Genomic DNA, 24796 nt, shown 5'->3' on the forward strand with positions numbered 1-24796 from the left:
GTACTTAAACAATTTAAATTTTGCGTTGAATCAATATTTAGTTTTATTTTTCCATTCTAAAAATGAATAAAAAAGGCTTTTCACCACCAGAATAAACAACATTTAATTAACAAATATTTTGTTACGCTTTTTAATTATTTTTTCCTTCGAAAAATAAGTATTCAACTACTCTTTAAACCATCTTATTATTCATTAATGTCTTTAGAATAAAAAAACTAAAAAAATAATAATTAATCACTAAGTAAACAACTATAACAAAACAAAATAAACACATTTAAAACAACAAGTTAAATAACTCAAAAACAGTGTATAATTGGTTTTGATTCAATATTAATTTCTGGATTTAATTCATTTTTCTACTACTTCAATAAATCCATTCTATTCATTAATATAATAATATTCCTCCACACAAATATAAATTGACACATAACTACTCCCCATTGGTTATTCTCCGATATTAAAAGCCTCCCTCCCCTTATTAATCTTAAGGTAAATTTCTTAACAATTTTATAAAAATCGAAAAATAATCACGTTAAAGACATTTTTCTCTTTTGAGAGTATGATCACGGTGATTTATACTAAAAATAGGTACATTTGCACCATCAAAAGTGGTTTATCAAATCTACCTACAAAACTAACAAAACTGATTGAAAATAAATTTACTATCAGTTTTATATTTATTTCCAATCAGATTGTTAGGTAGAAACAAAACTGCACATTATATTTGGCGATAATTTGTTCGTACCAAAAGATTAAAACATTAGTGATGGCTTATGCCTTCACCGAGATGCCTATTTTTTGACTTTTATTTCGGAGACTATTATGGATACAACTCGAGTTGGTTCCATCGATAAAACAGCCTCGCAAATTGGAAATGCCCTTGCTTGGCGTAAAACAGATACTGTATGGATGCTTGGTTTATATGGTACAGCTATCGGTGCTGGAGTCTTGTTCCTACCTATTAATGCAGGAATGAGCGGTCTACTTCCCGTCCTGTTGATGTTAGTACTCGCTTTTCCAATGACCTTCTTCGCTCACCGTGGTTTAACACGCTTTGTTCTTTCAGGTTCAAAGCCTGAAGGTGATATCACTGAAGTGGTTGAAGAACATTTTGGACGTACTGCGGGTAACTGGATCACCCTCCTCTATTTCTTTGCAATTTATCCAATCCTCTTGGTGTATGGTGTTTCTATCACCAATAATGTGCACAAATTCCTGACAGAACTCATGGGCTTTACCGCACCACCACGTTGGTTGCTAGCGTTGGTTTTGGTGGGTGGCATCATGGCCATTGTGGCATTCGGTGAAAAATATATTGTTAAAGTGATGAGTATGCTAGTGTTCCCATTTATCGCCGTGCTACTCGCTTTCTCTTTATATATGATCCCCCATTGGAATGGTGCGGTACTTGATACCTTAACCATAGAGGGCATCACAGAAGCGGCAAAACACAGTGGTGGTCAGAGTATCTGGGTAACTATCTGGTTAACCATTCCTGTTATGGTGTTCGCATTCAACCATTCACCTATCATTTCAGCGTTCTCTGTAGCGAAGCGTGAAGAATATGGTGCACAGGCTGAACAAAAATGCTCACGTATCCTCGCATCTGCACACATCTTAATGGTATTCACTGTTATGTTCTTTGTGTTTAGCTGCGTGTTCACCCTGTCTTCGGCAGATTTGGCTCAAGCAAAAAAACTGAACATTAGTATCCTTGACTATTTATCTGGTTACTTTGATCAACCTTTCATCAAATTTGCTGCCGCAATTATCGCTTTCGTTGCTATAATTAAATCATTCCTCGGACACTATTTAGGTGCACGAGAAGGCTTTAATGGCCTCGTTGAGCGCGCTTATCGTGCGAAAGGCAAAACAATTGACGTTCGTAAATTGAATCGTGGTACAGCTATCTTCATGTTAGTCACCACTTGGTTAGTGGCAACATTAAACCCTGGCGTACTGGATATCATCGAAAGTCTAGGTGGCCCAATCATTGCTATCTTACTGTTCTTAATGCCTATGTATGCTATCAGTAAAGTTCCAGCAATGCGTAAGTACTCAGGTAAGTTAAGCAATGCATTTATCGTTATCATGGGTTTGATTGCTATCTCAGCCGCAACTTATAAGTTGTTCTTCTAAGTCAGCCTTTATCGGGAGGCGGGATCCACTCCGGCGGGTATGCCTCCCCTTCTCAAATAAGATGCCGGAAGATACGGCATCACATGCCTAAGAAATTAAGACTTTATATAGGAAGCGCTGAATATGATTAGCGTATTTGATATCTTCAAGATTGGTATTGGTCCATCTAGCTCCCACACCGTCGGCCCGATGAAAGCGGGTAAACAATTTGTTGAGGATTTAATCCAACAAAACCTTCTGACAGCCACCTCACGAATTGCGGTTGATGTCTATGGTTCTTTATCATTGACAGGGAAAGGACACGCAACTGATATCGCGATTATTATGGGTCTCGCTGGTAACTTACCTGATACTGTTGATATTGATGCCATACCTAACTTTATCCGTCACGTTGAGCAAAGTGGTAAATTGCTGTTGGCTCAAGGGCAGCATGAGGTTGACTTCCCCATTGAAGGCGGGATGAATTTCCATTCAACCAATTTACCTTTACATGAAAATGGCATGACCATTAGTGCATTTAATGCCGATAATAACGTGATCTACAAAAAGACCTACTACTCTATCGGTGGGGGTTTTATTGTCGATGAGGAGCATTTTGGTCAATCAACTGAACAATCAGTACAAGTTCCCTATCCCTATAAATATGCAGCAGATTTACAAAAGCATTGTAAAGAGACAGGCCTATCTCTTTCTGCTCTCGTGATGCAAAATGAGTTAGCCATACACAGTAAAGAAGAAATCCATCAATATTTAGCGGCTGTCTGGGATGTCATGAAGGCGGGTATTGAGCGTGGCGTCACCACCGAAGGGTTATTACCGGGGCCACTACGAGTACCTCGTCGTGCCGCAGCATTACGCCGTCAACTTGTGACTAGCGATAATACCAATATTGACCCAATGGCAGTAATTGACTGGATCAATATGTTCGCCTTAGCCGTCAACGAAGAGAATGCTGCGGGAGGCCGTGTTGTCACCGCGCCAACTAATGGCGCATGTGGCATTATCCCTGCCGTTTTAGCTTACTATGACAAATTTATTCGTCCTGTAAATGAGAACTCCTATACTCGCTATTTCTTAGTATCAGGTGTTATCGGCTCATTATACAAAATGAATGCCTCTATCTCTGGTGCAGAAGTTGGTTGCCAAGGTGAGGTCGGTGTCGCTTGTTCAATGGCAGCAGCAGGCCTTGCCGAGTTGATGGGAGGAAGTCCAGAACAAGTTTGTGTAGCAGCAGAAATCGCGATGGAGCATAACCTTGGCTTGACTTGTGACCCTGTTGGTGGGCAAGTTCAAGTGCCTTGTATCGAACGCAATGCAATAGCCGCAGTAAAAGCGGTCAACGCGGCACGCATGGCATTACGCCGTGTGAGTGACCCGCGAGTTTGCTTAGATAAGGTTATCGAAACCATGTATGAAACGGGTAAAGATATTAATGCCAAATATCGTGAAACGTCACAAGGTGGTCTAGCAATTAAATTGGCGCATTGTGAATAATTACCCTGTTTTTAATCGACAGTAATGTCACTTTATATGCCTGCTTTTAATATGAGAAATCTTATCATAAAGCAGGCATAGTATGGATGAACAAAAACGTAACTATTTCCCCTTTAAATCCCCAATCGTTTTGACTGAACATACCCGTTCAACTTTGTCGTGTTGTGAGAGAAAAAAGTATAATTGTATCCTCATTACAATATTGAGGATATTCTTTAAAAAAAGAATAAAAATGCATAGTTCTAGGTATCATACATTATTTTCCCTTTTCACAAGAATTTCACCATATTCTTCCGCTTTTATCAAACAGCTAATACATATTTTCTCAGGAATAAAAGGAATATCAGGTAATGAACTTTGTGGGATTGAAGTCCCTAATATTTTCACAACATCAGGTAATTGTCCTTCCCCCCACCACTTGAAGGTGCCCCAGTACCAAAATTAATCATTTTACTAGATGTAATTCCGCCAGCATCAATCGTAACAAAGTTCCCTGCTGCCTGTAAGGTTAATTCGCCCCCTGCATCAATAACCACTTTTACTCCCGCTTTTAGTTCCTTTCTTTTTTGTTTTTCTTATCCCGAGTTCAGGTTATTTACTTTTACATCCTGTTAAAACTTGACCGCTTCCGTCAGGAAGTCTGAATGAAAGTATCCCTAACCTTTTCATATAACCAATATGAACATCATCTTTATCATAGAACAGTTCATCGCCCTCTTTCCCTTTTTTCTCTTCAAGCCTTGGAGTTACATAATCTCCAAGATTCATTCCCTTTACTGTAACTACTCTATTGTCAATCACAATGACGGCTTCTGACAAATTACCAGGGAATTCATATTCATTACCCGTTAGATCCGCAGCACGGTTTATATCCTGATCTATAATACAGACGTATTCTCCATCATACGTTACATCTTTCCCACCGCAGCCAGCCAATGAGACAGCAAAAATTCCTAACACCAACCCCTTTTTCATACATCACCATATTTTAGTTAAGTACGTAAATAATAGGATAGATGCAGGTTTCAGGCAATCATAACCACCCGCATAGCGGGTGGTTTTATGTTTAAGATGCTAACGCGACTTAAACTGGCTAAAGTCATAAAAAAACAGGAGTCAGCTATATACTGACTCCTGTGTTTCGTTAATTTTATTATGATTACGCGATATCTGGGTTAACCAGCGTCAATACCGATTGTGCTCTTTGCTTCACCTCATTTACAATGCCGTTTGCAGCGCCTTCGATTCTACTCCCCATTGAACTGATTGACTCTCTCAATGTGCTTACAACCGTGTCCGCCTTACCATCTACATTGATATTTATCTCATTATTCATCACCATAGATTGGCTATTGCTGTCGCCTGCTTTAATAGTACCTGAGTTTATACCTAGGTTTTCAGCATTACCGCCCGTCACAGCAGGAGCCATTTGCTCTTTGATATCCCCCAATGGATCGGCAGTATTTGAAATTGTCACTGTGGTAGTTTTGCTGCTCGTCGTCACTATAGAATCCGATAACTCTTCTTTACCTTCATTAGCCAGTGAAGCAATTTGCTCTAAAAGAACTTCCAGTTTTTTACCAAACTCCTGCTGTTTTTGGCTGTATTCTGTTTCCATTTTGGTGATTTTAATATTCAAACGAGAAATGGTTTCTTCTCTTTTTGAAATTAAGGATTGGTTATTTTCTAATTTGTCTTGTGTATCATTAAGTTCTTTTTTCAATGATGCAATCGCTTTATTGAGCTCTTCTTTATTAGCACAATCGTCATTTAATTGCTGCTCTAACTCAGCAATTTTAGATTCCTTATTATGGATATCCGACTGTAATGCTTCAATACGGTCATTTGCTTTAATTATTTTTTTATTGATATCAACAAGTCTCTCTTCAAGTTTATTTTTATCTTCGATAGCTTGTTTTATTTTTATTGCCATCGATTTTATCTCTTGATCTTTATCAGACAATTGAGATACCAAATTATCAATTTTCTCAAGGTCACTACTTATAACTTCATTTAATTTTTTAATTTCCTCATTTTTTTCTTTTAGTAATGTCTCATATCTATCTTTTTCCGATTGAGATAGCGCGCTACCATCAGCTTGCATATCACTGAAACTTTCTTTTATTTTGGCAAAATCGTCTTTCATCGCTTTAAGCTGCTTTTGATTTCCATCATAAGTTTCTACACAGCGCTGTAGTTCCCTGACGGCATCCCCCCCTTTTAAATAAGAGTATTTTGTATTAACCGAACCAAATTCGTTATTCGCTAAACCGCCTTTTAACGTATTTTTGTTTATACCATAATTACTGCTATGACCCCCACCGATATCACCATTGTTTTTACCATGATTAATGGCGGCTCCAGCTTCAATAATATCTTCATTATGGTTATTATTAATTGAGCTACCACCTTTAATTCTACCATTACCTAACCCACCATCGTGAGCTAAGCCACCTTCAATAATGCCTTTATTACGGCCATGATTAGTAGCATCTCCGCCTATTGTCGTGTTCTCACCCAATCCTTGTGTTGTTTGTTTTCTTTCTAGCTGTGCTTTTCTTTCTTCAATTGTCATAGCCATAAATATCATTCTCCGTATTAAATACACTAATTAAATCCATTTATAAATAAAATACTTCATATCGGTTTGGCAATTCCATTGAATAAATTACATTCATAAAAATAATTAAACACCAAACGATTAATATAATTATTGAATTAAAAATAAAATATTGCAATTGAAGTTTATCTGTAAAAAATAATTAGAAATTAAGACTAACTCTATTTAAATATTCAAAATTACGATAAGTTAATAATCTTTCATTTGTAAAATAGCGTTTTTCAATCCAAGATTATACCTAAGTGACTTAAGGCCCTCACATCCTCGTATTATATCGTTCACCCGCCATGCAATTCAGAAACGCAAACTCTTCCTGAACGATGATTCTGTACGTAGAGTGATTTATTTAGTGATTGAGTCGGCCTCTAAAAAATGGAGCATGCTGATCCAATACGGGAAACAAGCATTAAGTCATTTTATTATTGCGTTCGGTAACGGCCCAAACGGCCACATTTAATGAAAGGCGAATACATAGAATGAGTTACAGGGGAGTTGCTGGTGCTGTATTTACAGCACCAGCACACCATTCAAAAATAATATGGTGACCGTTGCACACATCTAACAAAAAAGCCTCAGCAATCCAATCGTTAATTGTTCACCATCGGCTAATTGAGCTTTGCAACAGCGCCACCTCAAGCGTGCTTTTAATCAGGATTTAACCAAAAATAGCATTCCACCAGCCACTGACCGTTTTTACGATATAGTCCCAAATACGCCCAAAGAAGCCCGCTTCTTCAACTGATTCTTTGACCACGAGTGGACGCTGTTCAACAATTTGATCGTTTAAGATAAAATTGACTGTTCCAACCGCTTGATTTTTAGCCAGTGGTGCTTCAATTGATGGATTCGTCAGCGTATAACTCACTTTCAAATTCTGTAACTGGCCTTTTGGTATCGTGATAGCAGTGTCTTTTTCAACGCCAAGTGCTACCTCTGATTTATCACCAAACCAAACGCGCTGTGTTTGCAATGTTTGATCGGCTTTGATTGGAGTCACCGTTTCAAAGAAACGGAACCCCCATGTCAGTAATTTTTCACTTTCCGAAAAACGTACTCGGTCACTCGGAGCACCAAGCACCACAGAAATCAGACGCATTGGGCCATCCGTCGCGGAAGCAACTAAATTATGCCCTGCGCCACTTGTGTGACCCGTTTTCACACCATCAACATTGAGATTTTGGCTCCATAACAGACGGTTACGGTTAGGTTGACGGATTTTGTTAAAAGTAAACTCTTTTTCTTTATGTAAAGCGTACTCATCAGGCACATCACGGATCATCGCTTGGGCTAAAATTGCCATATCACGAGCAGTGCTGTATTGCCCTTCAGAATCTAGGCCATGCACTGTTTTAAAATGGGTATTTTTTAACCCTAACTGCTTCACATATTCATTCATCAAGCTAACGAACGAGTCTTGGCTACCAGCGACATAATCCGCGAGCGCGATACTGGCATCATTCCCTGACTGAATAACGACCCCTTTATTTAGATCCAATACCGAGACACGATCTTTAGGTTTTAAAAACATCAGTGATGAGCCTTTTAGGACGGGATTGCCCGTTGCCCACGCATCTACACCTACCGTGACCATATCCTGTGGCGTGATTTTACCCGCTTTAATTGCTTGACCGACCACATAGCTGGTCATCATTTTCGTCAAACTAGCAGGATCTAAACGCTCATCTGGATTACCTGACGCCAAAATTTTACCGCTGTCGTAGTCCATCAATACAAAAGCTTTTGCATCAACCTGTGGAGCAACCGGTGTTCCTGCCGCGTAAGCAAAATGACTTACCGCAACTAAAAGGCCTAATCCAGTTCCTAGGTATCGCGCCTTTAAGGTGAAAAATTTTTTGTTCATCGGTTACTCCTTTACAAATACTAAAATGGTTAATTCATTATTAATGTAGGGCTTTTTACACAATTAAGCTACACACAACAAATAAAGATTGTTCCCATAATACGATTTCATCTATCTTAATTAGGGTAAACAACGAAACATCAAATCATGGGGAAAACTATGTTAACTGTATGGGGTCGTAAAAACTCATCAAACGTCAAAAAAGTACTTTGGTGCCTTGAAGAATTGAACGTTGCTTATCATCAAAAAGATGTTGGCGGCCCTTTTGGGGGGCTTGATACACCTGAATATAAAAAAATGAATCCAAACAGCACCATTCCAACTTTACAGGATGATGACTTTACCCTGTGGGAATCAAATACCATTTTACGATACCTTACGGAAAAGTTTGATCATTCTCACTTATTGGTCCCACAAAACCTTCAAGAAAAGGCTGCTGCCGACAAATGGTTAGATTGGGGATGTGGAAGTTTGTTCGATAATATCAAACAGATGATGAATAAAATTGTCCGCGTTTCCCCTGACGAACGAGATCCAGAAACAGTACGTACCATTTATCACAATATTGAAAAGTTGCTCAAAATTGCCGATGAAGCCCTAGCGACTCAGCCCTATTTTAGCGGTCAACAATTTGGGATCGCTGATATCGCTATTGCTCCACTGTTTTACCCATGGCACGAAATCGTCACAGAACGCCCTGAATTCCCTCACTTAGAACGTTGGTACTCTCAGTTAACAACCCGTCCTGCTTTCCAAAAAATTGTGATGATCCCGCTTAAATAGTCATCGGCATCTGCATTGGGTTTGGGTATTGATACTCAAACCCAAGTTCTTGACAGATACCCTCACCTTTAACGATTTTCCCTGCATTTACTGCCGGTTCAGTGCAAAATTCAGGAGCCTCCAAATTTAATGATTGAGACGCTTGGCGGTAGAAATCCGCGCGTTGAGGATGTTGAGGAGCGCATAAATTATAGATATGTCCTCCTTTGGGCTGCCTGAGTAATAATAGGATGGCAGCAATCACATCATCCTGATGAACAAGATTAACAGGCTGTGTTGCTCCTTTTAGGGATTTTTTGCCCGCAAGGAAACGCCCTGCGTGACGATTTTCTCCTACCAACCCCGCTAGCCGTAAAATATCCACTGAAATGTTCGGCAGTGCATGAAGCCAGTTTTCAACTTCAATCAAGGCTTGCCCTGACGCGGTTTCTGCATGTCGCTGGCTATTTTCATCAATTTCACCAATCGCATTACCGTAAACAGAAGTCGATGAGGTAAAAATCACACGAGGAATTTGAAAGGTTATTGCCGTATCAACAAGCTGTTCGATGGCGTTGACATAAGCTGATACATTCACTTTTGAAGGCGGTAGTAAAATAATTAACGCCTGAGCCTCTTCCATTAATTGCTGTAAGTCATCACCATCACACACTAATTCGGGAGTGAGCTGCAAATGATAACAATCAATTCCTACAGCACGAGCGGCAGCGATACCATCCGTGGTCGTTTTTGTGCCAGAGACTTCAATCCCCTCAGCTAACAACGCTCTCGCAAGGGGTAACCCTAACCACCCTAATCCAACAATTGCGACCTTTTTCATCATTCCCCCCTACATACCGACAATAACTTAATTCTGCTTAGCTTATCGAAAAACCTTTTAACTTCCGAATATATTATTCAGGCGATTATTCACTATAAAACGGCACTATCCAATTATTATCGATTATTTTTAAAAAAAGAGTTGCATTCTAGTGATGAAATCGGATAGGTTGATGAGTAGTGAATGTTTAAGCAACTAACAATATTATTATCGGAAGCTATTATGACTCGTATTTCTCGCAACCATCATCATCACCATCATCCTGATTAGTCTTTCGGGCGATGTGTGCTGGAAGACGTTCAATAACTCTTCCGGTGGCTGAAATGCGAAATAGAGAAAACCCTCGGAAGAATATCTTCCGAGGGTTTTTTTATTATTAATCAAAAATATATTACAGAATAAGCAGGGTAAAATTATGTTGGATAAATCACGGTTAAGAATTGCTATTCAAAAATCAGGTCGTTTAAGTGAAGACTCACGAGAACTGCTTGCCCGCTGCGGAATTAAAATCAATTTACAACAACAGCGATTGATTGCTTATGCAGAAAATATGCCTATTGATTTACTTCGTGTACGCGATGACGATATCCCAGGGCTAGTTATGGATGGTGTCGTTGACCTTGGTATCATTGGTGAAAACGTCCTTGAAGAGGAGCTATTAAGCCGCCGTGCTCAAGGCGATAATCCCGCTTATAAGACACTGCGTCGCCTTGATTTTGGTGCTTGTCGCTTATCATTAGCCGCGCCTCTTGACTTTAACTACACAGGTGCAGAGTGCTTAAATGGCTCTCGTATTGCCACCTCTTACCCGAACTTATTAAAACGTTACTTCGATGAAAAAGGCATTCAATTTAAATCTTGTTTATTAAACGGCTCTGTCGAAGTCGCCCCTCGGGCAGGTCTTGCCGATGCTATCTGTGACCTTGTTTCAACAGGGGCAACATTAGAGGCCAACGGCCTAAAAGAAGTCGAAGTGATTTATCGTTCTAAAGCTTGTTTGATCCAACGAGACGGGGAAATTTCAGCAGACAAGCAGCAACTGATTGATCGCATGATGACACGCATTCAAGGTGTTATCCAAGCCCGCGAATCCAAATACATTATGCTACACGCTCCAAGTGAGCGCTTAGAAGAGATTATCGCATTACTGCCGGGTGCAGAGCGCCCTACTTTGTTGCCTTTAGCGGGAGATAAAAACCGTGTTGCAATGCACATGGTCAGCAGTGAAACCCTGTTCTGGGAAACCATGGAAAAACTCAAGGCATTAGGCGCAAGCTCCATTTTGGTTCTACCTATTGAAAAAATGATGGAGTAATACCGATGGAAATGGGATTTAATCAACCGATTCGCTGGTCATCATGTCATGCTAATGAACAAAAAGCGCTACTGACACGCCCTGCCATCGCTGCGTCTACAAACATTAGCGCTGCTGTCACCCAGATCATTGAACAGGTCAAAGCCCGCGGTGATAGTGCATTAATCGAATTTAGCCAACGTTTTGATAAAACAGCTATTTCAACTATTCGTATTTCACAAGATGCCGTTGAACAAGCCGCAACACGCCTTGATGACAACATCAAAATTGCGATGCAAACGGCCATCGGCAATATCCGTCGTTTTCATGAGGCTCAGAAACCGGCGGCTATTCAAGTTGAAACTCAACCTGGGGTTGTGTGCCAACAAATTACACGCCCGATCGATTCCGTGGGTCTCTATATTCCTGGAGGCTCGGCCCCCCTTCTCTCAACGGTAATGATGTTAGGCACACCCGCAAATATTGCAGGCTGCCGGCAAGTGATCCTTTGCTCACCGCCACCTATTGCAGATGAAATACTCTATGCCGCTAAATTGTGTGGTATTACCGATATCTTCCAAGTTGGGGGAGCGCAAGCAATTGCCGCTATGGCATTTGGAACCGAAAGTATTCCCGCCGTTGATAAAATTTTTGGCCCGGGCAATGCCTACGTGACAGAGGCCAAACGCCAAGTCAGCCAAGATCACGAAGGGGCCGCAATTGATATGCCAGCGGGGCCATCAGAAGTGTTAGTCATTGCTGACAGCCAAGCCAACCCTGCTTTTACAGCGGCGGATCTATTATCGCAAGCAGAGCATGGCCCTGATTCACAAGTCATATTGTTAACCGACAGCCAAACATTTGCTCAACGTGTTATTGATGAAACGGAAAAACAGCTTGCAGAGCTATCGCGTGCTGATATTGCAAGAGCAGCATTGAGTGCCAGTCGTGTCATTATTGCTGACTCCATTGCACAGTGCGTTGAAATAAGTAACCGCTACGGTCCAGAACATTTAATTCTACAAACACGTAATGCCGACGAATTAGTCGAAGACATCACCAGTGCGGGATCGATTTTTGTTGGTGACTGGTCACCTGAATCCGCGGGAGATTATGCATCTGGAACTAACCACGTGTTGCCGACTTACGGTTATACATCAACCTATTCAAGTCTTGGCCTTGCTGATTTTATGAAACGTATGACAGTGCAAAAACTCTCGCCTCAAGGGCTTTTAGGGTTAGCGACTACCATTGAAACGTTAGCGCAAGCAGAAAGCCTAACGGCTCACAAAAATGCCGTGACCTTACGTGTCACTGAACTGAACAAACAAAAATAGGAGTGAGTGATGAGCGAAACCTTTAAAGCCGCTAGTCTTGCACGTAACAATGTCAAAGAGATGACACCCTATATGTCTGCTCGCCGTTTAGGCGGTCGTGGTGATGTTTGGTTAAATGCGAATGAATACCCAATTGCGCCAGAGTTTCAGTTTAATGAACGTAATTTAAACCGCTATCCTGAATGCCAGCCTACCGATGTGATCCTCAATTATGCGGCGTATGCAGGGGTTTCTCCTGAGCAAGTGTTAGTTTGCCGCGGCGCTGACGAGTCAATCGAGCTGCTGATCCGGGCCTTCTGTGAACCTGGTAAAGATGCGGTGATGTTTTGTCCACCTACCTATGGCATGTACAGTGTCAGCGCTGAAACTTTTGGTATCGAACAGAAGAAGATCCCTGCTCTACCAGACTGGTCACTCAATGTGGATGCTATTCGTGAAAACTTGAGCAACACTAAGCTGATCTATATTTGCAGCCCTAATAATCCAACCGGCAATATTATTGATAACAAGGCACTGGTTGAAGTCCTTGAAATGGCGGCAGGTCGAGCGTTAGTGGTTATTGATGAAGCTTATATTGAATTTTGCCCTCAATATAGCGTAGCCAGTTGGCTCAACAACTACCCTAACCTAGTCGTACTGAGAACTTTATCAAAAGCATTTGCACTAGCAGGCCTGCGTTGTGGCTTCACATTAGCCGCCCCCGATGTTATTGAAGTTTTGCTAAAAGTGATCGCTCCTTATCCGCTTTCTACCCCTGTGGCGATGATAGCGGCTCAAGCGCTGAATATGGAGGGGATAGCGACCATGAAACACCGTGTTACGACAATCACCAATAACCGCATTGCGCTTTCAGAAGCTTTACAGGCATTGCCTATCGTAGAAAAGGTTTACCCAAGCGAAACTAACTATATTTTAGTGCGCTTTACTGACGGCAATAAGGTGTTTAAAGCCCTGTGGGATCAAGGCATTATTTTACGTGATCAAAGTAAACAGCCAGGACTTGCCAACTGTTTACGTATCACTATCGGCACAGAAACCGAAAATGTACGTGTTATTGACGCTATTGAAGCCCTTTGCTAAACCTGAAAATAGGAAACATTCATGAGCCAAAAAATACTTTTTATTGACCGTGACGGAACATTAATCACTGAGCCACCTACTGATTTTCAGGTCGATAGCCTAAGCAAATTAGCATTTGAAAAAGCGGTGATCCCGAGCTTACTCGCGCTCCAAAAAGCCAACTACCGTTTAGTCATGGTCACTAACCAAGATGGCTTGGGAACGGATAGCTTTCCAACGGCTGACTTTGAGCCACCTCATAATTTAATGATGCAGGTTTTTGAATCTCAGGGTATCCAATTTGATGAAGTGCTGATCTGCCCTCACAAACCTGCGGATAACTGCAACTGCCGCAAGCCAAAGTTAGGCTTAGTCGAAAATTATCTTGTTGAAGGTAAATTAGACAAAGCAAACAGCTATGTGATTGGCGACCGTGAAACCGACATCCAATTAGCTGAAAATATGGGTATTCAAGGCCTACGTTATAGCCCTGAATCACTCGATTGGGTCGCTATCACTGATAAGTTAACCAAACGCGATCGTCATGCCTTGGTCGAACGAGTCACAAAAGAGACCCATATTCGCGTCGAAGTCTGGCTTGATCGCGAAGGCGGTAGCCAAATCAACACCGGCGTTGGCTTCTTTGATCACATGCTTGACCAAATCGCGACTCACGGTGGTTTCCGTTTAAATATCGACGTTAAAGGTGACCTATTTATAGACGACCATCACACCGTTGAGGATACAGGTTTAGCCCTTGGTGAGGCACTGCGTGTTGCGCTAGGTGACAAACGTGGTATTGCGCGTTTTGGCTTTGTGCTACCGATGGATGAGTGCCAAGCACGCTGTGCATTAGATATCTCAGGCCGCCCACACCTTGAATACAAAGCAGAATTTAAATACCAACGCGTCGGTGATTTGAGCACTGAAATGATCGAACACTTTTTCAGTTCACTCTCTTATGCGATGGGTTGTACGTTACACCTGAAAACTAAAGGGAAAAACGATCACCATAAAGCAGAGAGCCTATTTAAAGTGTTTGGTCGCACCTTACGCCAAGCGATCCGTGTTGAAGGGGATACTTTGCCTAGCTCGAAAGGGGTTCTCTAATGAATGTTGTGATCCTTGATACGGGGTGCGCTAATTTGTCATCGGTCGCTTACGCCGTTAAGCGTTTGGGTTACACCCCAAAAATTAGCCGTGATACTAAGACGATTTTACAGGCTGATAAAGTGTTTCTACCGGGAGTCGGCACAGCAAGTGCCGCTATGGAACAACTGAATGAGCGTGAACTCATTCCGTTAATTAAAACGCTGACTCAACCTGTTTTAGGCATCTGCTTAGGTATGCAATTAATGGGCAGTGTGAGTGAAGAAGGTAAAGAATTGATCCCATTACTGGGCCTCATTGATAGCCCGGTCCAAAAAATGGATGCTAACGGTTTGCCTGTTCCGCACAGTGGCTGGAACCAAGTTAAAGCATTAGCAGGCCACCCTTTATTCAAAGGGATCCGTGAGGATGCCTACTTCTATTTTGTGCATAGCTATTCGATGCCAATTTCAGGTAATACCCTAGCTCAAACCTTATATGGGAACCCATTTAGTAGTGCTGTCAATCAGGATAACTTTTACGGGGTTCAATTCCACCCTGAACGTTCGGGTGCCGCAGGCTCCCGTCTGATCCAAAACTTTTTGGAGATGTAATTGAGATGATCATTCCTGCTTTAGATTTAATTGATGGTAATGTTGTTCGCCTACACCAAGGAGACTATGCCAAGCAAACGGCATACGGTAATGATCCTCTCCCTCGCCTGCAACAATATGAGCAAGAAGGGGCGAAATTACTGCATTTAGTCGATTTAACGGGAGCCAAAGACCCACAAAAACGCCAAATTTCCCTACTCAAAAAATTATTAGCTGGCGTTTGTGTTCCTGTACAAGTTGGCGGTGGTATCCGCACTGAAGAAGACGTAAAAGCGCTGTTAGACGCAGGAGCGACGCGAGTGGTTATTGGCTCAACCGCGGTCAAGCAACCCGAATTAGTGAAAACTTGGTTTGAACGTTACGGCGGTGAAGCTATCGTGCTTGCTCTGGATGTTCGTATCAATCAACAAGGCGTTAAAGAAATTGCCATCAGTGGCTGGCAAGAGAATTCAAACCTTTCTCTGGAACAGGCCATTGAGATGTATCAGCCATACGGGCTAAAACACGTTTTATGTACCGATATTTCGAAAGATGGCACCTTGGCGGGTTCCAATGTCAACTTATATCGTGAAATCAGTCAAAAATACCCTGATATTGCTTTTCAAGCTTCAGGGGGTATTGGCTCTTTAGCTGATATCGCCGCTATTCCATCATCAGGAGCGGCAGGCGTGATTGTTGGTCGCGCCCTACTTGAAGGTAAATTCACTGTCGCGGAGGCAATCGCATGTTGGCAAAACGCATAATTCCTTGTCTGGATGTTCGTGATGGGCAAGTGGTTAAAGGTGTTCAATTCCGTAATCATGAAATTATTGGTGATATCGTGCCGCTCGCCCAGCGTTATGCCCAAGAAGGGGCAGATGAATTAGTTTTTTATGATATTACTGCATCATCTGACGGCCGTGTGGTCGATAAGAGTTGGGTTTCCAAAGTCGCCGAAGTCATTGATATCCCGTTTTGCGTGGCTGGTGGTATTAAAAGTGTCGAAGATGCAGCACAAATCCTGTCATTTGGCGCAGATAAAATTTCCATTAACTCACCTGCATTGTCTGATCCAACCTTAATTAGCCGTCTCGCTGAGCGCTTTGGTGTTCAATGTATTGTGGTTGGTATCGACACTTGGTTTGACCATGACAGCGGAGATTATCTGGTTTATCAATTTACTGGGGATGAAAAGCGCACCACACAAACCCGCTGGAAAACCTTAGATTGGGTTAAAGAGGTTCAACAACGCGGTGCTGGCGAAATCGTTCTAAACATGATGAACCAAGACGGTGTACGCCAAGGCTATGATCTGCTACAACTGAAAAAAGTCCGTGAAATCTGCCAAGTGCCTTTAATTGCCTCTGGTGGCGCGGGTGAAAAAGTACACTTCCTTGATGCTTTTTGCGATGCAAACGTTGATGGCGCACTTGCTGCTTCTGTGTTCCATAAGCAAATCATCAATATCGGTGAATTAAAGCAATACCTTGCAGAAAATGGAGTTCAAATTAGAGTATGTTAACCACAGAACAATGTCACCAACTTGCTTGGCAAAAAGTCGATGGGCTAATGCCTGTTGTTGTACAACACGCCACCTCTGGTGATGTGCTAATGTTGGGTTATATGAACCCTGAAGCCTTACAAACCACCTTAGAGAGTGGCAAGGTCACTTTTTATTCAAGAACCAAACAGCGCCTATGGACCAAAGGGGAAACGTCTGGCCATTTTCTCAATTTGGTAGATATCTATCCAGACTGTGACAGCGATACCCTGCTCGCCTTAGTACAACCTATTGGACCAACTTGTCACAAGGGCACTGAAAGCTGTTTTGCTCCAGCCCAAAGTGATTGGGGCTTCTTATTTGAACTGGAAACCTTACTAAAATCACGTAAAACAGCAGATCCTGAAAGCTCTTACACCGCGCGTTTATATGCTAGTGGAACTAAACGTATCGCTCAAAAAGTGGGAGAAGAAGGGGTTGAGACCGCACTAGCTGCCACCGTGAATGATCGTGCTGAACTCACGAATGAAGCCGCAGATCTGATGTATCACTTGCTGGTACTCTTACAAGACCAAGATCTTGATTTAAGCACTATCATCAAACGACTGAAAGAGCGCCATCAATAATAATACGGTAGCCTGCTTAAGGTGGGCTACCCAATATAAAAAAGGTGAACTGATTATTGTTCGTCGACCTAAGCCCTCCTATTATCTTACCTATAAATGACTGTTTAGCTAATTGAGTCAATTAATTCAAGTGAAAGCCTATTTTAATAAAAATGCTATTTAGGCAATGATTTCGCTATTAACTTAAAAACACGCTCATTGCTTCTTTCAATTTTCAGATAATATCCATGGTATTTAGCTTGTTATCTAATTTTGCTACTATCTCAACTGTTTATTTTTATAAAAAAGGAACCGTCGTGTCAGAAAGCCCTATTTTTATTCAATTAACCCAGTTACTTGATAAACATAATGCCAGATACCGTGTGATGGAACACCCAACCGCAGGTAAATCTGAGGAAGTCGCTAAAGTACGAGGAACCCAATTAGGTCAAGGTGCAAAAGGTCTGGTATGCCATGTCAAAGGAAATGGGATCCGCCAACATGTTTTAGCTATTCTTCCTGCGGATAAACAGGCTGATTTAAGCAAAATAGCCCATGCCATTGGCGGAACGCGAGCCTCATTAGCGAGTCCAAAAGAAGTGGATGATTTAACCCAATGTGTATTTGGCGCCATTCCTCCTTTTAGCTTCCACCCCTCGCTAAAATTAATTGCTGATCCTTATTTATTTGCCCGTTTTGAAGAATTAGCCTTTAATGCTGGCACACTTGAACGCTCAGTTATCCTCAATACCGAAGACTATCGGCGTATTGCTAATCCCACGCTAGTTAGTTTTATTCGTGATAGTGAAACAACGTAAAATAACTTGATTTTAAGTAAAATAGGTCTCGCGCTTTTATGCGGCTGCTACACTTAGTAATAACTGTTGTTCAGTATAAAGGAGAATATCATGAGTTTATTCGACAAAGCAGAAAACAGAGCAAGAGAAGCCGCTGGCACGGCGCAGCAAGCCTATGGTGAAGTCACCGACTCTACAGAACATCAAATTAAAGGTGCCGTTAAAAAATGTGCGGCTCAAGGCTGTGATACCTTAAATTCCGCTGTGGATAGCGTAAAAAGCCATCCACTTGCCGCAGCCACTATCGCTGCCGGAGTCGGCTTTATATTTGGTTACTTAGCCAGCAAGAAGTAAATTTATATATGCGATAAAGGGAATGACATATCATCATTCCCTATCGGTCATTGTTATGATTTGTTTTGATATTCCAACAATGCCGCTTTTAATGCGGCCAAATCAGAATGACATAAATGAGGTTTTAACGCATTGAATTGCTCTTCAGGCCAATCATAAATTCTCAATGCGAGCAGCTCACTAATGATTTCAGGCGAAAAACGGTATCCAATCTGTTTCGCTGGATTGCCCCCAACAATGCTATATGGCGCCACATTTTTTACCACAACACTATTGGCGGCAATAACAGCGCCTTCACCGATATGAACGCCTGGCATGATGAATGCTCGCATACCAATCCATGCGCCATCACCAATTATCGTATCGCCCTTCCCTACATAGGCGTCATTAATATGCTCAATAAAAGGATACAAGCAAAACCAGTCTATTCGATGAGTGTGATTTCCTCCCATCAAAATCACGGCTTCACTGCCGATACAGACATAATCGCCAATATAGAGTTGATCGACTTGCCAAGGAAGTTGCCAGTCACGACTCCCTTCATCTCCTTGTAGGTAACGAACAACGGAGGCTTCAAAGCCATTATCCCAACAGTCACTGTAATAACTGTGACGCCCTTTAATATGGATATTGGGGTTTTGGACAACTTCGTGTAATAGTTGATATTTTGACCAATGTTTCTGATTCATGGTAACAATCCTAATTATAAAATTATTATTACCATAGAACGCTGTCTATGGTGATGTATTCGCGCTCAAAAACACATCACCTTTAGCCACCCTAGGCTGTTTTAATAAGGGATTTATCATTTATGCTGCCTCATTCTGTGCGGCTAATTTTAAGCTGGTATTTCGTGCAACCAACGCAATGATACAGCCTAACAACATTAAAATAGCTAGCGCCCACTTTGCTGGTAAGAAGGCATTAATCGCCAATAAACTTAACCCCGCACCAACCGCCATTTGAATAAACCCGACCAGTGCAGAGGCCGTTCCAGCCTCTTTTTCAAAAGGTTCTAACGCGTAACTGGTTGCGGTTCCCATCATAAAAGCGAGTCCTGTACAGGCACAAGCAACAGGTAACATATAGACTAACCAATGGTTTTGTAACGCATTGGGCAGTAACATTAAGCCTAATACGAGGCCTAAACACCCGATCCCCATAAATAAGCTACCTGCTTTTAAGCAATTAGGGCGACCAATTTTCGGGATATAGTGGTTAGCAATATAGCTAGCAAACATGATCCAAAAACCATTTGCCCCAAACACAAGCGAAAATTCTAGCGGGGTTAGCTTTGAATCCCCCATTAACACGCTCGGTGCAAAGGAGACATAAGTCAGTACCATTCCCATACTACCCGCATTAACCAATGCAAAAATCATAAAATACTTATTACGCAAAATGTGCAGATAATGGTTAAGTTGCAGTTTTTTCACATGTTGCAAACTTGCAGGGCGAGTTTCAGGTAAAAAAGCTATCACCAATACTAAGAGCAGTAATGCATAGAGGGCAAGGAACCAAAAAGGTGCGCGCCATCCCCAATATTCTGCCAAAAAGCCACCTAATAGCGGAGCAAGCGCTGGCACAATGTTTAATGTGCCATTCAGGAAGCCAAAAGCACGCGCCGCTTCTGTACCATTTAAACGGTCTCGCACCCCACTAAAAGCAACTACACCTGTGCAGCAGACCGCGACACCTTGCAGCACTCGCGCAGCAATAAAGATCTCCACCGCAGTTGATAATGCTGCAACTGTCGACCCGATGATATAAATTAAGATCCCTATGATGGCGATAGGTTTACGTCCATATCGATCAATTAAAGGCCCTGAGACCAACTGCCCTATACCAAAAATTAAAATAAACAGCGCGATTGTTGATTGTATCAGTGACTCTGGGGAGCCAAGGGCAATCGCAATAGCAGGGATTGTCGGTAAATATAGGTCAATCGCCAGTGGGCTAAGTAGTACGAGTAACAGTAACAGGACAAGGAACTTTCGCATAAATAGAATTCTTAGTGAACAATCATCAAATGATCAATCTAGGCTTTGCAGTGAAGCTTTCTCAGCCTAATAATAAAAATGAACTGATAATTCTATCAGTAGAATCAATCAAAGCGATACCCGATTTTCTTGTCCGAATATCTTTCAGCATAAAAAACTCACCGTTAAGTAAATTTAACGCTTGAATGCAGAGTACAGATGCTCTGTTAGGCAGCTTATGATCCTCTAACTATCACTAAGTAAACGAGTATTTTAGACTAAGCGAATGAACAGCGTCGTATCAGTCACTCCCCGCAACGTAATAGCCAATTGATGAATACCAGTTCATTTTTTATAGTGTTATTAGTTATGGTTTGTTATTCAAAACTCTTCTCTTGCGGATCCATCAGGTAAATAATCGCTATGTATTATTCCTAGTCGAAGCCTATTTTCTCACCCTATCGTAGAGTAAGCTCACTTCAATAAAAATAGTATTATCATCAATTCAATAAGGCGATATTCTCGAGTAATGGCAATCCATGAAGTCACACCATAATTTGCATAAGCCTTCTATTCCCCTTACGCTGTCTCTTGCGAGTTCTTGTCTAATTTGTTTTAGCTGACAACCCCAGTTGATTTACCTACATTTATGACATTATCAACTTTGAGTTTTGACGAGTATTAGCATAATAAGAGAGCGAACTGAGAAATAAATACTTAAAAAATGAATAATAATCTAATTACTCAATTACAAAATTGGTATAAATCTCAATGCGATGGAATTTGGGAGCATGAATATGGATTAGATATCAGTACGTTAGACAATCCAGGTTGGCGAGTTCATATTAATGGTGAGAGTGGAAAAAATAAATCAAACCTTATTGTTAATAATAGCAATGATGATTGGTTAAATATCATTACAACTGATAAAGAATTTAAAGGCTATGGAAGTCCACAAAATTTAAATATCATCTTAGATTACGCTATTAAATGGCTTAATGGGTCATAACAGTATATCTCCTTCAGCCTAGCATAATGTTTTTAATATTCATGACTTCCCCAGCCTAATAGGGGGAGTTGTATGCATAAAAAAAGGGGCTGGATCACCAGCACCCTTCACTTATGTAACTCATTGTTTTAATGAATTACTCCATCCATTCGGTATGAAATACGCCTTCTTTATCAGTACGTTTATAAGTATGAGCACCGAAATAATCGCGCTGTGCCTGAATTAAGTTAGCAGGCAATACCGCTGAACGATAACTATCATAATAAGAAATTGCGGCTGAGAATGTGGGTGTTGGAATACCGTTTTGTACACCATAACAAACCACATCACGTAACGCTTGCTGATATTCATCTGCGATTTGCTTAAAGTATGGCGCTAATAACAAGTTCGCAATCTGTGCGTTTTCATTGTAGGCATCTGTAATCTTTTGCAAGAACTGAGCACGAATAATACAACCAGCACGGAAAATCTTCGCGATTTCACCGTAGTTAAGATCCCAGTTATATTCGTCAGAAGCCGCTTTTAATTGCTGGAAGCCTTGAGCATAAGAGACGATTTTACCTAGGTATAACGCACGGCGTACTTTTTCGATAAACTGTTTTTTATCACCTTCAACCGCTTTTAATGCCGGACCAGTTAACACTTTAGAAGCAGCAACACGTTGATCTTTTAGGAAAGAGATATAACGTGCGAATACCGATTCAGTGATAAGTGTTACTGGAATACCTAAATCTAAAGAGCTTTGGCTAGTCCACTTACCTGTGCCCTTGTTTGCCGCTTCATCCAAAATAACATCAACAAGATATTTGCCATCTTCATCTTTTTTCTTAAAGATATCAGCGGTGATTTCAATCAGATAGCTACTTAGTTCACCTTGGTTCCAATCTGCAAAAATCTCTGCAAGCGCTTCATTGCTTAGGTTTAAAGCACCTTTTAATAATGAATAGGCCTCAGCGATAAGTTGCATATCACCATATTCAATACCATTGTGAACCATTTTAACATAATGACCAGCACCATCTGGGCCAATATAAGTCACGCAAGGCTCACCTTCTGCTTTAGCGGCGATTTCTTTTAGAATTGGTGCAACCAGTTCATAAGCCTCTTTTTGTCCACCCGGCATGATCGATGGGCCTTTTAGTGCCCCCTCTTCACCACCAGAAACCCCTGTACCGATAAAGTTAAAGCCTTGCTCTGATAGCTCGCGATTACGACGGATTGTGTCTTTATATAGCGTATTGCCACCATCAATCAGGATATCGCCTTTGTCCAAATGCGGAGTCAATGCAGCAATCGTTTTATCTGTCGCTTCACCTGCTTTCACCATTAGCAGGATACGGCGTGGTTTTTCCAGAGAGTCGACAAACTCTTCAATAGTGTAGCTGGGAACTAATTTTTTCCCTGGATTTTCAGCAATAACTTCATCCGTTTTATCTTTAGAACGGTTGAAAATAGAGACGGAATAACCACGGCTTTCAATATTCAGCGCAAGGTTGCGCCCCATGACAGCCATACCGACAACGCCAATCTGTTGCTTTGACATGAAAAACTCCTGTCTGATTAGGACCTAAGCCAGCATTTTACTTGCTGGCAATTCTGTTAACAGGATCACATGTTAACTCAGGTTTGTTCTGGTGGGTAGTTATTGATGCAATCGATGACGCAAACGGAATATTATTTGTAGATTATCGTCTCATTAACGTGAATTTTTATTGAAATTTGAGTAAACAAACCGCATTATTCACCAGTCGGCATATGCCGTCATATCAGAAGGTAAAACAAACTGTATGGAATGGATCGCAGATCCTTCGATTTGGGCGGGGCTTGCCACCCTTATCGTTCTAGAAATCGTTCTTGGTATTGATAACCTCGTCTTTATTGCCATTTTGGCAGATAAGCTTCCGCAAAAATTGCGTGATAGGGCTCGTGTAACGGGTCTGATGCTAGCACTAGTGATGCGAGTCATTCTGCTATTTAGCTTGTCTTGGCTAATCACGCTCACCAAGCCTTTAATTACACTATTCGATCATCCATTTAGTGCCAGAGATCTGATCATGTTGGTCGGCGGTCTCTTTTTGCTATTTAAGGCAACAATGGAGCTTAATGAACGGCTAGAAGGTGGGGATGAACACGCGCATACCCAGCGGAAAACATCGAATTTCTGGGCTGTTGTGGCACAAATCATCGTCCTTGATGCAGTTTTCTCACTCGATTCGGTAATTACCGCCGTTGGGATGGTTGACCATATTGGTGTTATGGTTGCTGCTGTGACGATTGCCATGATGTTGATGATATGGGCAAGTAAGCCACTAACTGGTTTTGTTAACAACCACCCTACTATCGTTATCCTGTGTCTCAGTTTCTTGTTGATGATAGGCTTTAGCTTGGTTGCTGAAGGCTTCGGTTACTCGATACCGAAAGGCTATCTATATGCTGCGATTGGTTTCTCTATCATGATTGAAGTCTTAAATCAGTTCGCACAATTTAACCGTCGCAAATTCCTAAAAGGTAGTCGCCCATTACGTGAGCGCACAGCAGAAGCGGTGCTACGTATTCTAAGCGGTAACCATGAACGTGCGGAATTGGATGCTCATACATCGGACTTGATAGCGGATAACCAATCTGTTTTTGATCCACAAGAGCGTCAAATGATTGCCCGAGTTTTGGGAATGGCGGAACGTAATGTCGAAAGTATCATGACATCACGCCATGATGTGGAATATTTAGATATCAATAAATCAGCCAGTGAATTACTACAATTGCTGGAAAAAAATCCGCATTCACGCTTTGTGGTGATTGATGAGAACATCAGTGATGAGCCTGTTGGTGTTATCCATGTGCTTGATTTAGTTAAACAGCAGCTCAGTGGTCAACCTCTTGATTTACGTGCTCTTATTACTCAACCCCTGATCTTCCCTGAAGGCCTTTCGCTGCTAAAAGCGCTAGAGCAGTTCCGTAAAGCTCAAACACACTTTGCCTTTGTTGTCGATGAGTTTGGTACTGTTGAGGGTGTCGTCACCTTAACCGATGTAATGGAAACCATTGCTGGTAACTTACCAGATGGGGAAGAAGAAAATGATTCGCGTCATGACATCCAAAAGTTGGAGGATGGTCACTGGATTGCCAATGGTTTTATGCCATTAGAAGACCTGATCTTATTTGTTCCAATGGAATTGGATGAAAAACGTGAATACGAAACCATTGCAGGCCTATTGATGGAACATCTTCAACGTGTTCCTGAAGAAGGTGAACAAATTGAGGTGAACGGTTGTATTTTCCAACCGCTTGAGGTCAAGAACCACCGTATTAGCAAGGTGCTGATTATTCCACCTAAACAGCCTGAAGAAGATGAAGAAGAGTAATTAAGCTTCATTTAGAACCATACCGGCCAGTGAGCCGGTATTTTTTACATAAATATTTAAAGTTGCTTTATCCGATGTCTTAAAACACAAAAATGGTAGC

At 41.5% G+C, this 24796-nt stretch carries 23 protein-coding genes, 1 pseudogene and 1 other annotated feature; of the genes and pseudogenes, 16 read left to right on the forward strand and 8 right to left on the reverse strand.

Going from position 1 to position 24796, the window contains the following annotated elements:
• Positions 1-822: 822 nt before the first annotated feature.
• Together PSE69_RS11180 and PSE69_RS11185 are read left to right on the forward strand one after the other, a co-directional pair.
• Positions 823-2139, forward strand: coding sequence for a serine/threonine transporter (locus PSE69_RS11180; protein ID WP_014657823.1), 1317 nt, complete (start codon positions 823-825; stop codon positions 2137-2139).
• Between the two features lie 123 nt (positions 2140-2262).
• Positions 2263-3633: an L-serine ammonia-lyase gene (locus PSE69_RS11185; RefSeq protein WP_036943586.1), complete on the forward strand. Its 1371-nt coding sequence runs from the start codon at positions 2263-2265 to the stop codon at positions 3631-3633.
• Positions 3634-4016: 383 nt separating this feature from the next.
• Here the strand turns inward: PSE69_RS11185 and PSE69_RS11190 are convergent, their stop codons facing one another.
• The 3 genes from PSE69_RS11190 to PSE69_RS11200 form a co-directional block, all read right to left on the reverse strand.
• A complete protein-coding gene (locus tag PSE69_RS11190) occupies positions 4017-4169 on the reverse strand; it encodes a hypothetical protein (protein ID WP_272675236.1) in 153 nt (50 codons plus the stop codon).
• 55 nt (positions 4170-4224) lie between these two features.
• Complete coding sequence (locus PSE69_RS11195; RefSeq protein WP_040132948.1) at positions 4225-4608, reverse strand: hypothetical protein; 384 nt, start codon at positions 4606-4608, stop codon at positions 4225-4227.
• Between the two features lie 184 nt (positions 4609-4792).
• The gene (locus tag PSE69_RS11200) at positions 4793-6214 is read right to left on the reverse strand and encodes a hypothetical protein (RefSeq protein WP_141173304.1); all 1422 of its coding nucleotides are present in this window, start codon (positions 6212-6214) and stop codon (positions 4793-4795) included.
• Positions 6215-6527: 313 nt separating this feature from the next.
• Here PSE69_RS11200 and PSE69_RS11205 point away from each other — a divergent pair.
• Positions 6528-6710 (forward strand): annotated as a pseudogene (locus PSE69_RS11205) (IS256 family transposase); the annotation flags it as partial.
• Between the two features lie 198 nt (positions 6711-6908).
• On the opposite strand, the gene PSE69_RS11210 reads toward PSE69_RS11205, so the two are convergent.
• On the reverse strand, positions 6909-8114 hold the full coding sequence (locus PSE69_RS11210) for a serine hydrolase (RefSeq protein WP_004918021.1): 1206 nt from the start codon (positions 8112-8114) through the stop codon (positions 6909-6911).
• Between the two features lie 159 nt (positions 8115-8273).
• On the opposite strand from PSE69_RS11210, the gene PSE69_RS11215 reads away from it, so the two are divergent.
• A complete protein-coding gene (locus tag PSE69_RS11215) occupies positions 8274-8897 on the forward strand; it encodes a glutathione S-transferase family protein (protein ID WP_014657819.1) in 624 nt (207 codons plus the stop codon).
• Here the strand turns inward: PSE69_RS11215 and PSE69_RS11220 are convergent.
• The gene (locus PSE69_RS11220) at positions 8890-9717 is read right to left on the reverse strand and encodes an SDR family oxidoreductase (RefSeq protein WP_272675237.1); all 828 of its coding nucleotides are present in this window, start codon (positions 9715-9717) and stop codon (positions 8890-8892) included. The two genes, PSE69_RS11215 and PSE69_RS11220, sit on opposite strands and share 8 nt — an antisense overlap.
• A 245-nt stretch (positions 9718-9962) precedes the next feature.
• Positions 9963-10091, forward strand: a sequence feature (His leader region).
• 41 nt (positions 10092-10132) lie between these two features.
• On the opposite strand from PSE69_RS11220, the gene hisG reads away from it, so the two are divergent.
• The 10 genes from hisG to PSE69_RS11270 all read left to right on the forward strand — a co-directional run bounded on the left by hisG (position 10133) and on the right by PSE69_RS11270 (position 18346).
• Complete coding sequence (gene hisG, locus PSE69_RS11225; RefSeq protein WP_004918014.1) at positions 10133-11032, forward strand: ATP phosphoribosyltransferase; 900 nt, start codon at positions 10133-10135, stop codon at positions 11030-11032.
• 5 nt (positions 11033-11037) lie between these two features.
• Complete coding sequence (gene hisD, locus PSE69_RS11230; protein ID WP_121874785.1) at positions 11038-12348, forward strand: histidinol dehydrogenase; 1311 nt, start codon at positions 11038-11040, stop codon at positions 12346-12348.
• Between the two features lie 9 nt (positions 12349-12357).
• Entirely contained in the window at positions 12358-13428 is a 1071-nt protein-coding gene (hisC, locus tag PSE69_RS11235) for a histidinol-phosphate transaminase (protein ID WP_072502939.1), read from the forward strand.
• Positions 13429-13449: 21 nt separating this feature from the next.
• On the forward strand, positions 13450-14517 hold the full coding sequence (hisB, locus tag PSE69_RS11240; RefSeq protein WP_004918009.1) for a bifunctional histidinol-phosphatase/imidazoleglycerol-phosphate dehydratase HisB: 1068 nt from the start codon (positions 13450-13452) through the stop codon (positions 14515-14517).
• Positions 14517-15110, forward strand: coding sequence for an imidazole glycerol phosphate synthase subunit HisH (gene hisH, locus PSE69_RS11245; protein WP_004918008.1), 594 nt, complete (start codon positions 14517-14519; stop codon positions 15108-15110). Before hisB ends, hisH begins: the two co-directional genes overlap by 1 nt.
• 5 nt (positions 15111-15115) lie before the next feature.
• On the forward strand, positions 15116-15853 hold the full coding sequence (gene hisA, locus PSE69_RS11250; protein WP_004918006.1) for a 1-(5-phosphoribosyl)-5-[(5-phosphoribosylamino)methylideneamino]imidazole-4-carboxamide isomerase: 738 nt from the start codon (positions 15116-15118) through the stop codon (positions 15851-15853).
• A complete protein-coding gene (gene hisF, locus PSE69_RS11255; RefSeq protein ID WP_004918004.1) occupies positions 15835-16611 on the forward strand; it encodes an imidazole glycerol phosphate synthase subunit HisF in 777 nt (258 codons plus the stop codon). Before hisA ends, hisF begins: the two co-directional genes overlap by 19 nt.
• Positions 16605-17216 (forward strand): bifunctional phosphoribosyl-AMP cyclohydrolase/phosphoribosyl-ATP diphosphatase HisIE, encoded by a 612-nt coding sequence (hisIE, locus tag PSE69_RS11260; RefSeq protein ID WP_004918003.1) that lies wholly within the window; start codon positions 16605-16607, stop codon positions 17214-17216. Before hisF ends, hisIE begins: the two co-directional genes overlap by 7 nt.
• A 365-nt stretch (positions 17217-17581) precedes the next feature.
• Positions 17582-18013: a YbaK/EbsC family protein gene (locus tag PSE69_RS11265; protein ID WP_223854886.1), complete on the forward strand. Its 432-nt coding sequence runs from the start codon at positions 17582-17584 to the stop codon at positions 18011-18013.
• Positions 18014-18103: 90 nt separating this feature from the next.
• Complete coding sequence (locus tag PSE69_RS11270) at positions 18104-18346, forward strand: glycine zipper domain-containing protein (protein ID WP_014657814.1); 243 nt, start codon at positions 18104-18106, stop codon at positions 18344-18346.
• 53 nt (positions 18347-18399) lie between these two features.
• On the opposite strand, the gene PSE69_RS11275 is transcribed toward PSE69_RS11270, so the two are convergent.
• Complete coding sequence (locus PSE69_RS11275) at positions 18400-19035, reverse strand: CatB-related O-acetyltransferase (protein ID WP_121874784.1); 636 nt, start codon at positions 19033-19035, stop codon at positions 18400-18402.
• A gap of 120 nt (positions 19036-19155) precedes the next feature.
• The gene (locus tag PSE69_RS11280; RefSeq protein ID WP_036943572.1) at positions 19156-20346 is read right to left on the reverse strand and encodes a multidrug effflux MFS transporter; all 1191 of its coding nucleotides are present in this window, start codon (positions 20344-20346) and stop codon (positions 19156-19158) included.
• A 703-nt stretch (positions 20347-21049) separates the two neighbouring features.
• Between PSE69_RS11280 and PSE69_RS11285 the strand changes: the two genes are divergently transcribed.
• Positions 21050-21334, forward strand: a complete 285-nt coding sequence (locus PSE69_RS11285) for an Imm53 family immunity protein (protein WP_004917993.1) — start codon at positions 21050-21052, stop codon at positions 21332-21334.
• A gap of 136 nt (positions 21335-21470) precedes the next feature.
• On the opposite strand, the gene gndA is transcribed toward PSE69_RS11285, so the two are convergent.
• Complete coding sequence (gene gndA, locus PSE69_RS11290) at positions 21471-22877, reverse strand: NADP-dependent phosphogluconate dehydrogenase (protein WP_014657811.1); 1407 nt, start codon at positions 22875-22877, stop codon at positions 21471-21473.
• 244 nt (positions 22878-23121) lie between these two features.
• Between gndA and PSE69_RS11295 the strand changes: the two genes are divergently transcribed.
• The gene (locus PSE69_RS11295; RefSeq protein WP_004917989.1) at positions 23122-24696 is read left to right on the forward strand and encodes a TerC family protein; all 1575 of its coding nucleotides are present in this window, start codon (positions 23122-23124) and stop codon (positions 24694-24696) included.
• The last annotated feature ends 100 nt before the right edge of the window (positions 24697-24796 follow it).

The sequence above is a fragment of the Providencia sp. PROV122 genome (genome assembly GCF_028482365.1).
In the GTDB taxonomy this organism is placed as follows: Bacteria; Pseudomonadota; Gammaproteobacteria; order Enterobacterales; family Enterobacteriaceae; genus Providencia; species Providencia stuartii.

What these genes read in the sequence shown, in the direction of transcription:
- PSE69_RS11180 (WP_014657823.1), top strand. Translation starts at nt 823, where the DNA reads ATGGATACAACTCGAGTTGGTTCCATCGATAAAACAGCCTCGCAAATT.
- PSE69_RS11185 (WP_036943586.1), top strand. Translation starts at nt 2,263, where the DNA reads ATGATTAGCGTATTTGATATCTTCAAGATTGGTATTGGTCCATCTAGC.
- PSE69_RS11195 (WP_040132948.1), bottom strand. Translation starts at nt 4,608, where the DNA reads ATGAAAAAGGGGTTGGTGTTAGGAATTTTTGCTGTCTCATTGGCTGGC.
- PSE69_RS11200 (WP_141173304.1), bottom strand. Translation starts at nt 6,214, where the DNA reads ATGGCTATGACAATTGAAGAAAGAAAAGCACAGCTAGAAAGAAAACAA.
- PSE69_RS11210 (WP_004918021.1), bottom strand. Translation starts at nt 8,114, where the DNA reads ATGAACAAAAAATTTTTCACCTTAAAGGCGCGATACCTAGGAACTGGA.
- PSE69_RS11215 (WP_014657819.1), top strand. Translation starts at nt 8,274, where the DNA reads ATGTTAACTGTATGGGGTCGTAAAAACTCATCAAACGTCAAAAAAGTA.
- PSE69_RS11220 (WP_272675237.1), bottom strand. Translation starts at nt 9,717, where the DNA reads ATGAAAAAGGTCGCAATTGTTGGATTAGGGTGGTTAGGGTTACCCCTT.
- hisG (WP_004918014.1), top strand. Translation starts at nt 10,133, where the DNA reads ATGTTGGATAAATCACGGTTAAGAATTGCTATTCAAAAATCAGGTCGT.
- hisD (WP_121874785.1), top strand. Translation starts at nt 11,038, where the DNA reads ATGGAAATGGGATTTAATCAACCGATTCGCTGGTCATCATGTCATGCT.
- hisC (WP_072502939.1), top strand. Translation starts at nt 12,358, where the DNA reads ATGAGCGAAACCTTTAAAGCCGCTAGTCTTGCACGTAACAATGTCAAA.
- hisB (WP_004918009.1), top strand. Translation starts at nt 13,450, where the DNA reads ATGAGCCAAAAAATACTTTTTATTGACCGTGACGGAACATTAATCACT.
- hisH (WP_004918008.1), top strand. Translation starts at nt 14,517, where the DNA reads ATGAATGTTGTGATCCTTGATACGGGGTGCGCTAATTTGTCATCGGTC.
- hisA (WP_004918006.1), top strand. Translation starts at nt 15,116, where the DNA reads ATGATCATTCCTGCTTTAGATTTAATTGATGGTAATGTTGTTCGCCTA.
- hisF (WP_004918004.1), top strand. Translation starts at nt 15,835, where the DNA reads ATGTTGGCAAAACGCATAATTCCTTGTCTGGATGTTCGTGATGGGCAA.
- hisIE (WP_004918003.1), top strand. Translation starts at nt 16,605, where the DNA reads ATGTTAACCACAGAACAATGTCACCAACTTGCTTGGCAAAAAGTCGAT.
- PSE69_RS11265 (WP_223854886.1), top strand. Translation starts at nt 17,582, where the DNA reads ATGGAACACCCAACCGCAGGTAAATCTGAGGAAGTCGCTAAAGTACGA.
- PSE69_RS11270 (WP_014657814.1), top strand. Translation starts at nt 18,104, where the DNA reads ATGAGTTTATTCGACAAAGCAGAAAACAGAGCAAGAGAAGCCGCTGGC.
- PSE69_RS11275 (WP_121874784.1), bottom strand. Translation starts at nt 19,035, where the DNA reads ATGAATCAGAAACATTGGTCAAAATATCAACTATTACACGAAGTTGTC.
- PSE69_RS11280 (WP_036943572.1), bottom strand. Translation starts at nt 20,346, where the DNA reads ATGCGAAAGTTCCTTGTCCTGTTACTGTTACTCGTACTACTTAGCCCA.
- PSE69_RS11285 (WP_004917993.1), top strand. Translation starts at nt 21,050, where the DNA reads ATGAATAATAATCTAATTACTCAATTACAAAATTGGTATAAATCTCAA.
- gndA (WP_014657811.1), bottom strand. Translation starts at nt 22,877, where the DNA reads ATGTCAAAGCAACAGATTGGCGTTGTCGGTATGGCTGTCATGGGGCGC.
- PSE69_RS11295 (WP_004917989.1), top strand. Translation starts at nt 23,122, where the DNA reads ATGGAATGGATCGCAGATCCTTCGATTTGGGCGGGGCTTGCCACCCTT.